Below are 8,772 nucleotides of genomic sequence, written 5' to 3' on the forward strand. Positions count from 1 at the left end.
AATCTAATATTTATCTTTAATTAAAAATTAATTAGGGCTGGATAAGCCTAGGCAATGACGAACAATATAAAAGACACTATACCTTAATTTGCAATAGCAGCCAAAATAATAAAAACTCACTCGTGACAATTTTAAATTAATATTCAATATATCCTTTGTCAGCTGGCATTTAATTAAAAACATATAAAGGATATAACCATGAATTCACGTAAGTGGAAACACGAACTACCGGCTTCTATACAATCTAGAATTGACTATTTTATCAATGATTTGATTAATGCAAATGCTAACGGGAAACACCTAGTCCTAGGGAAAAGGCCAACAAAAAACGACATAGTGTTACAAAGTAATGATTATTTAAGCTTGGCTGATCATCCATTAATTAAAGCACGGCTGAAAAATGCCATCGATAAAACACATGATAGTGTTTTCATGTCCGCTATTTTTCTACAAGATGAAGAGTCTAAACCTTCATTAGAAACGAAATTTGCAGAATTTGTAGGCTTTGATAGTTGCCTTCTTTCTCAATCAGGATGGAATGCTAATACTGCCTTGTTGCAAGCCGTGTGCGGGCCACAAAGTAACGTCTACATTGATTTTTTTGCTCACATGTCAATGTGGGAAGGTGCTCGTTACGCTAATGCCAATATTCACCCATTCATGCACAATAATTGTGATCATTTGCAAAAACTGATCGCTCGACACGGCCCAGGGCTCATTGTGGTTGATTCGATTTACAGCACTATCGGTACGATTGCACCACTCACCGATTTGGTCACTATCGCCAAAGAGTATGGATGCGCCATTTTAGTTGATGAGTCGCATTCACTTGGCACACATGGCGAAAAAGGTGCCGGACTTGTCAGTGAATTAGGGTTAACAGCAGAGGTTGACTTTATTACAGCTAGCCTTGCGAAAACGTTCGCGTATCGCGCTGGCGCTATTTGGGCGAATAATAATGTGAATCACTGTATCCCTTTTGTGGGTTATCCCGCTATTTTTAGTTCAACTATTTTGCCTTATGAAGTCGAAGCGTTAGAAGCGACATTGGACATTATCAAATCAGCCGATTCTAAAAGAACTCAGTTGCACCGCAATGCACACACACTACGTCGTGGACTAAATAGTATAGGGCTAAGCGTACGAAGTGAGTCCCAAATCATAGCGCTAGAAACCGGAGATGAACGAAATACAGAAAAAGTTCGCGATTATTTAGAAGAGAATCAAATATTTGGTGCTGTTTTTTGCAGGCCTGCCACTTCAAAGAATAAAAACATTATTCGGCTTTCGTTAAATAGTAATGTCACTGACTCACAAATTGACACCATATTAACCGTGTGTGAAAGGGCCCAAAATGATAGCAGTCTCTATTTCAAGTAAGTCACGCATCGACATACTAAACCAATGATACAATCTCAAATAAGAAGGATAAGGTAAGGAATAACCCTAGGGTTTACCTAGGGTTATTAAATCCAGTGACTTAATTTTTTTAACAATAGCGTTTTATCCGCTGGTTTTAAAACGTAATCATTCATTCCTGATGTACGGATTTTTTCTATCGTTGAAGGGCTATTGTCACCCGTGTGCCCAATAATAGGCACTTTACTGTAAGAAGCGGTGGATGAACGGATAGATAAAGTGGCCGAAATACCATCCATAATCGGCATTTCAATATCCATTAACACCAAGTCAATTGAATTATTGGCCAACATTTGTAATGCTAATTCCCCATCGCTCGCTTGCAGTACTTCATACCCTTGCTTTTCTAGCAACAGAGCGGTGAAGCTACGTAAGGAGTGGTTATCATCGACCAACAAAATTCGTTTTTCATAATCATATTGTTTTAACGGGATAACATTTTTATCGGCAATAAGCTCTTCCGTTTCAAAGAGTAGTTCATCAATAATCGCCGATCCATCCAATAACAATTTGTGCTTTTCAATTGGGTAAATGGTTAAATGACGCTCCATCGTCAGCGCGTAACGCTGATTTTGGTCATATAAATAGCAAACTTTTGCTTGTGTAAAATGCAGTTTAGGTTCCAGTTTGGTTAAGTAATCCGGCGTTTCATCCAACGTTTGCAGATCCACAAAGATCAGATCAAATTCAAATTCAAACTCTTCTCGACGCAAAGCACTCTCAGGCTCTAAGACATTAAGCTGGAAACCAAGATAGAACGATTTCTCACTGAGATAACGATTCACTATGCTCGTTTTGCCAATATAAAGCAGAGATTTCGCCTTCATTAGATCGAGTTTAATATTAGCGACGGCTTGCGAATCATACTCGGGAAACGTTAAAGTAAACTCCGTCCACTCTCCAAGTTCAGAACGGCAGATAATATCCCCTCCAAAAGCATGCATTACTTTACGGCAAAAGGGTAACCCCAGACCATAGCTGCCATTTTTACCGAAGGTATAAAAGTCTTTAAAAATATCGTCCAGCAAATGAGGTTCAATACCAACACCATTGTCTTTCACTGTAATTTGGTGGCAATTCTCACTTGATTTCAAGGTTATATGGATATTAAACATATCGTTATTTTGATAGTAGAACGCATTCTTGAGTAGATTGTAGAGCACGTATTTTAACAGTGTACTGCTGCCTAAAAAATCAAAGTCATCCACCACCTTAAGAGTCACTGCCTGCCTGTCTTCTGGTCTTTTATAAGAAAAACTGCGCAGTGCCTCTTCTATAACAGGCTTTACAGCATGCTTTTTAAAGGTCGATGTTGAGACCCTATTTTGATCAATCGAGGTTAACAGTAAATCAATGGTCTCATTACCGGAGCGAATGACTTCATCAGCATCTCTTAATAGCCCAGCAATCAGCTCTAAATCTTTAGACGGTAGCGTATAAGATTCTGATTTGGATGCCGTAGGATTGGGCAATACTGAACCCATTACTTCAATTGACGCTTTTAACGCACTTAATGGATTTCTCATTTCATGCGCAATCCCTGCGCCAAAAGACTTGGCAATCGACACCTTCGCTTCATGTTCAATTTGGTTACGAAAATAGAACAGGTTGCCAAAAATGTAAGTAAATAGAAAAATCGGTACGTACGGCCATTCCACCATCACTCGCAGTTCCGCGTCCATTACGCCATAAGTCACAAAGTAAGCACATGCTAATGCAATAGCGGCTTGAATCAGCATGACTTTTGTTTCGTGGACTAAGAGGATATGGAGGAAAATAGACGCCATGAACGACATCGCCCAGATCGTTGACCAATCGTTCATCAGCATCATGTAGCCAAAGAAGAATGGCAAACAAAATCCTATTGAAAACAAGTAATAGTAAGGTAAGTAGTGCTGTAAATGTTTCGGCGTTGAATTGCGAAAAATAATCCCCGCAAATAAAATGGCGCAAATCGCCCGTAACTCCATACTTTCATAAGGTTGTGGAAAGAGATAAGTCCACACGTAATAATAAAGGGGAAAACCAATGAACCCCATCCATCCCACAAGGGTGAGGTTCGGCTCAGCGTACTGGTATATTTTTTTTACTACGTCCATGTAACCTTACCAAACTGATACATTCATTTTTATAATCATAATTGTGCATAGCCTGACTGTGCATAACCTGTTTTTTTGAAAGCGTCGAAGTCAGTTACACTCATCACGCCATACCTATTAATAACTAGCACAAGATAGACCACATTCCCATTCATTATGCAACAAGTCTTATTGAGCTGCCGTTATTTCTCGCCACATCGACATCAATGCGTAAGGCTATTTGCTCTTTCAGCTCGCTCACGTGAGAAATGATGCCGATCGTTCGGCCTCCTTGTTGTAAGTCGACAAGGGTTTGAATCGCCAAGTCCAATGACTCAGGATCTAAACTGCCAAAACCTTCATCGATGAACAGTGTATCCAGTTTAATACCGCCGCTGTATGATTGCACCACATCCGATAAACCCAGCGCTAATGACAACGCCGCCATAAAAGATTCACCACCAGACAAGGTCGCCACATCTCGCCATTTTCCGGTGTAGCCATCTTCGACCATCAGATCAAGCCCTGAACCCACATTACCTTTGGCGCGATCTTCTTTACGCTTGAGCAGGTAACGCCCCTTACTCATGATCTGCAGCCTCATTGAGGCTTGGATCAGCACATCATCTAACAGCACGCCAAGAACAAAGCGATGCAAACTCACTTTGGCGCCTGTTTTGCCGTTGGCGATATCGCTCAAAGTCCCAAATACTTGATACTCTTGCTCTAAGGCTTCATTTTTTATATGTAAAATAGCGATTTTTTCTTTCACACTGGTTAAGGCATCCATTTTAGACCGTAACGTGCTCCATTGATCCAATGCGCTTTGCTGTAACATGGCTACAGCCTTGACCGCGCTTGCATACTCAGCAAGATTGGGCTCACTTTTTTCACTCAGCTCACTGGCTAATGTTTGAAGCTGAGCGTTTAACGTCGTACTTTTTTCGTCAAATTGTTTGATCTGCTTTTCAAGCTGCTCGATCTGCTGCGAAGATAAACGCGCCTGTAAATAGTGCTCAGTATCGTCGAACTGGCTCTCAATCAGCGCACTGTGCCACTGCTGCTGTGACTGCGTAAACGCATTTTGCCAATGAATCTGGTGTTCGACCGCCGCCGCCAACGCCGCTTTCGCACCAGAAAAATCAGCGTTCGCTTGATTGAAGCGCGCTTTAGTTTCCGCATCTAAATGGTTGAGATTGGCCAATTGCAGCTCTAACTGGGTTAAAGATTGGTGCAAATGCAAACTGTCTTGATACGACTCCGGGATCCCTTGGCTTAAGGCAGAAACTTCGGTCTGCTCTTTGGCAACCGTCAGGGTGGCCTGTTCGACTTTATGCTGCTGCGTTTCAGCATTTTGCTTAGCTTGTGCTAACTGCAGTTCTAATTTTGCCAATTGTTGAGCTAATTGCTCTGGATTGAGCGATTCAAGATGAGCAATGGAATGTTCAAGATCGCTTTGAGCTTGCTGCAGTTGTACTAAACTTTGCGTATTTCCAGATAATGACTCCCTCAAACTTGCCATCTCTTGTTCAAGCCGTGCGTATTGGGTCGCTCGTTGCTGTTGCTGTTTTAGCGTTTCTTGCTCTGTGGCCAGTTTGTTTTGCTGTATCGCTCTTGCCTGCTGCACTTGCGCCTTAGTCACCGTTTCTCCGGCATAACGCGCTAATTTAGGATGATCGCAACTGCCACACACCGGGCACTCGTCGCCTTGCTCCAAGGTTCGAGCCAGCTCGGCGGCTTGGTTGGTGTGCCAAATCAGCTCTAATTTATCGGCTTGCTGCTTCGCGTCCAACGTTGCGTACTGTGCCAAATCAAACTGCTGCTGACTATAGCTCAGTGCAGCTTGCTCTGTGGCTAAACGCTGTTCAAGCTGCTGCAGCTTTAATAAGCGATCAATCTGCTGTTTGATGGTTTCAAGCTCTAAGCGCTGTCCTTTTAACTCAGCCAACTGTTGGTTGGCTCTTTCGCACTCTTGACGCTTAAGCATAATTTGCTGTTCAAATTGCTCAACAGCGGTGTGCAAGTTGTGGCGATTTTGCGTCGCGAGCTCCACTTCACGTAAGGCTTGTTGCAGCGCTTTTTGATGATGCTCCCGTTCAACAAGCTTAGTTTTGATTAGGTTTAAGTCATAAATTTGTTGCATCAGATTCGGCACTATTTTGACTTTTTCTGCCGCGTCTTCTTGAGCCGCTTTGGCTTGTTGCCACTGCAGTTGTGACTGTGTAAGCGCTTGTTCTTTTTCGACTTTTGCTTGGTTGGCCGCTTCTAACTGACGTTGTGACGATTGTAATTCGTAATAGGGTGAATCTAAGCGCGTAGCTTGCAAGGCTTGATGCCTTTGAGCTTTTACCGCATCGATGACTGACGATTGTGCATCGTGATCGGCTTTAAGTTGCACGAGTTGACGCTGCTCTTGAAATTGTTTAGCAAGGGTTTGCGCCGCTTTTTGCTCGCTGCTCGCTGCATCAAACCTTTGCTGGACATCTAGGTACGTTGCGTGAGCGGCCGTTAATTGGGGTGACAGCTCAGCAATACACGTTTCAAGGTGTGACTCGCTAGTTGCGTTCACGACATCCAATGCGCCTTTAATTTGGTGATCAAATTCTTCTTTCGCTTTGCGGATCCCCGCGGCTTTCTCAAACAGCGCTCGTTCAATTTGGCTATAAATGTGAGTTTGAAACAACTGACCAAAGATTTGCTCCCGCTCTTTGGAGTTGGCAGTCAGTAATTCACGAAATTTCCCTTGGGGGATGACCATCACTTGGCGAAACTGTTTTACATCTAAACCGATCAATTCCACCATGGCTTTACCGACGGGATTGGGTTTGTTAGCAAGCAATTTCATTTCGCCATCGACCCATTCAAACAAGCTAGCGGCATGGGATTTTTTTGTTGAGCCTTCACCGCGTTTTTTCGGCACTTCTTGGTCGGGCGAGCGATCAACTTGGTAGATTCGCCCGCCAAGCTCAAACTGGTAGCTGATTTCGGTGAGCGTGTGCGGGTCCGCGTAGTCGCAGCGCATTTGATCACCAGTGCGCTCACTGCCCGTCGTTTCACCATACAAAGCGTAGCAAATGGCATCGAGCAGTGAACTTTTGCCCGCTCCGGTTGGACCATTAATCAAAAATAGCGGTGAGGCTCCCAAGGCGGTAAAATCCACCACTTCTTTATGAGCAAAGGGGCCAAATGCTTGCAGGGTCAATTGTATTGGACGCATTAGGCTTGGGCCCCCGGCTTTAGGGCTTGAATGACGTCGATCACCGCTTGCTCTTGCGCTGCGGTTAACGCTTCTTGCTTAGCTTCTAAGAAAAAATCGCGGAACATATCCACCTCACCGCGTGCCAAACGTGCACGCCCCATTGTTTGATCAACTCCCACCAACATGCCCGGTTTTTCTAAATGCAGTACGTTGGGGTAGGATTGACGCAGTTTTTCCATCGGGTCCAGTATCGCGTGTTTGTCGGTAAGACGAACTAACAGATAATCGTGGTTGTGTGGGTCTGTTTTGCCTTGCTCGATGATCTCCAGCAACTCACCTTCAATAATACGCATGCTATGAGGAGCAGTCAGTGGCACATGCGTGGCGCTGGCAAAACCTTGTTCATCAAATTCAACCAAGGTCGCTCCTTTCTTGTGGTGCTGCTCTGAAAAGCTGTATTTCATTAGAGAGCCAGAGTAACGGATATACTCTTCCCCTTTTTTCTGCGGTTGGTGCAGATGGCCGAGCGCAACATAGTCAAAGGGCACAAAGTGCTGATGACTGACACGATCAGATCCGCCAATGGACAAAGGACGTTCAGAGTCAGATTCGATAGCGCCATCAACAAAGCAGTGGCTAATCATAACGTGACGTTGTGACGGATCCCACTGCGATATAATCTTCTCAATAAGGTATTGATGGGCTTCATCATGACTGGTTACGGCCTCTCCAAAGTGGTGGCGAACGACTTCAGGGTCGTTATAAGGCATACCATAAAATGCCACTTCACCAGCAATGGCTGATTTTAGTACCACAGGCTGCATCATCTGTTCAAAATTGCTAATAATGTGCAAGCCCGAGTGTTGCATCTGCTTGGCCGCAAAGCCTAAACGCTTCGCCCCGTCGTGGTTACCGGGGATCATAATTAAGGGGATGGAAAGCTCGTTGCACACGCGGTTGACTATATCATCCATCAATTCAATGGCTGCAGTCGGTGGAACTGAACGATCGTAGATATCTCCGGCGACGATTAAAGCATCCACCCGATTACACTGCAGATACTCAATCAATTGATTGAGTACTGCGCGCTGATCATCCAATAAAGAAACGTTGTGAAATTGTCGACCGAGATGCCAGTCAGAGGTGTGAAGAAACTTCATTCCAACCCTAAAAATACCGAAAATCAAAGTGCTTCATAATACGCGATTAACCAAGAAAAGCGACGTAAGATCGAGAAAAACACCACTTCATCGAAAAAATTGACGGCTGAAACGACTTATATTAGTTGCGGAATATGCTTAGACCTTCAACAAAAAATGGAAGGCCTAATACTGCTCCACTAAGACTGTACCGATAAGTTCGCCTTAACTCTCTGCTTGCGCGTAAAAATAATCAGCAGACGCTGTAACCCAATAAAACTAAACAATAAAATTCCAATGATAATTTTTGTCCACCACGAGCTAAGCGACCCATCGAAGGTGATGTAGGTTTGGATAAGTCCTTGTATCAGCACGCCAAACATCGAGCCAAATACAGTTCCAACCCCTCCTGAAAGTAGTGTCCCGCCAATAACAACCGCAGCGATTACATCCAACTCAACGCCAACAGCGGCTAGTGGATAACCTGCAGATGTGTAGATAGAAAATACGACACCAGCAATACTCGCAATGAGGGTCGATAACGTATAGATACCGATCGTCGTTTGCTTCACGGGTACACCCATCAACTCCGCAGAAGTAGTGTTACCTCCAATCGCATACACATTATTGCCAAAACGCGTACGGTGAGCGATCAGCATGCCTGCGGCGACCACCACTAACATGATGACAGCAAGTAAACTTAATCGGCCTCCCCCTACCACCTTCCATGACATACGTGACAAAGAATGAAACACGGGGTGATCAATCGGTAATGATTGCTCAGACATTAAAAAACTGGCACCGCGTAAGAAAAACATTCCGGCAAGAGTAATGATGAATGCTGGAATTTTCAGGGTGTGGATCAGCCAGCCCATCATCGCTCCAAATAGAGCGCCTAACATTAAAACAGCAGGAATAGCAATGGCTGGTGCAACGT

General features: G+C 44.0%; 5 protein-coding genes. 1 reads left to right on the forward strand and 4 read right to left on the reverse strand.

Translation table 11 applies throughout. The annotated features are described in order from the left end of the window. Positions 1-198 precede the first annotated feature (198 nt). Positions 199-1,380: an alpha-hydroxyketone-type quorum-sensing autoinducer synthase gene (gene cqsA, locus AACQ17_RS02565; protein WP_017050024.1), complete on the forward strand. Its 1,182-nt coding sequence runs from the start codon at positions 199-201 to the stop codon at positions 1,378-1,380. Positions 1,381-1,466: 86 nt separating this feature from the next. On the opposite strand, the gene AACQ17_RS02570 is transcribed toward cqsA, so the two are convergent. The 4 genes from AACQ17_RS02570 to yjfF form a co-directional block, all read right to left on the reverse strand. After that, entirely contained in the window at positions 1,467-3,518 is a 2,052-nt protein-coding gene (locus tag AACQ17_RS02570) for an ATP-binding response regulator (protein WP_013868489.1), read from the reverse strand. Between the two features lie 154 nt (positions 3,519-3,672). Beyond that, a complete protein-coding gene (locus tag AACQ17_RS02575) occupies positions 3,673-6,714 on the reverse strand; it encodes an AAA family ATPase (protein ID WP_094147334.1) in 3,042 nt (1,013 codons plus the stop codon). Further along, positions 6,714-7,856: an exonuclease SbcCD subunit D gene (locus AACQ17_RS02580; protein WP_094147335.1), complete on the reverse strand. Its 1,143-nt coding sequence runs from the start codon at positions 7,854-7,856 to the stop codon at positions 6,714-6,716. Before AACQ17_RS02580 ends, AACQ17_RS02575 begins: the two co-directional genes overlap by 1 nt. A gap of 179 nt (positions 7,857-8,035) precedes the next feature. After that, positions 8,036-8,772: galactofuranose ABC transporter, permease protein YjfF (yjfF, locus tag AACQ17_RS02585; protein WP_094167638.1), on the reverse strand; the 737-nt coding region annotated here is incomplete at its 5' end.

It is taken from the genome of Vibrio sp. V10_P2A27P122, from assembly GCF_963874335.1.
Taxonomy (GTDB): Bacteria; Pseudomonadota; Gammaproteobacteria; order Enterobacterales; family Vibrionaceae; genus Vibrio; species Vibrio anguillarum.

Coding starts and splice junctions, on each gene's coding strand:
- cqsA (WP_017050024.1), top strand. CDS start 199: ATGAATTCACGTAAGTGGAAACACGAACTACCGGCTTCTATACAATCT.
- AACQ17_RS02570 (WP_013868489.1), bottom strand. CDS start 3,518: ATGGACGTAGTAAAAAAAATATACCAGTACGCTGAGCCGAACCTCACC.
- AACQ17_RS02575 (WP_094147334.1), bottom strand. CDS start 6,714: ATGCGTCCAATACAATTGACCCTGCAAGCATTTGGCCCCTTTGCTCAT.
- AACQ17_RS02580 (WP_094147335.1), bottom strand. CDS start 7,856: ATGAAGTTTCTTCACACCTCTGACTGGCATCTCGGTCGACAATTTCAC.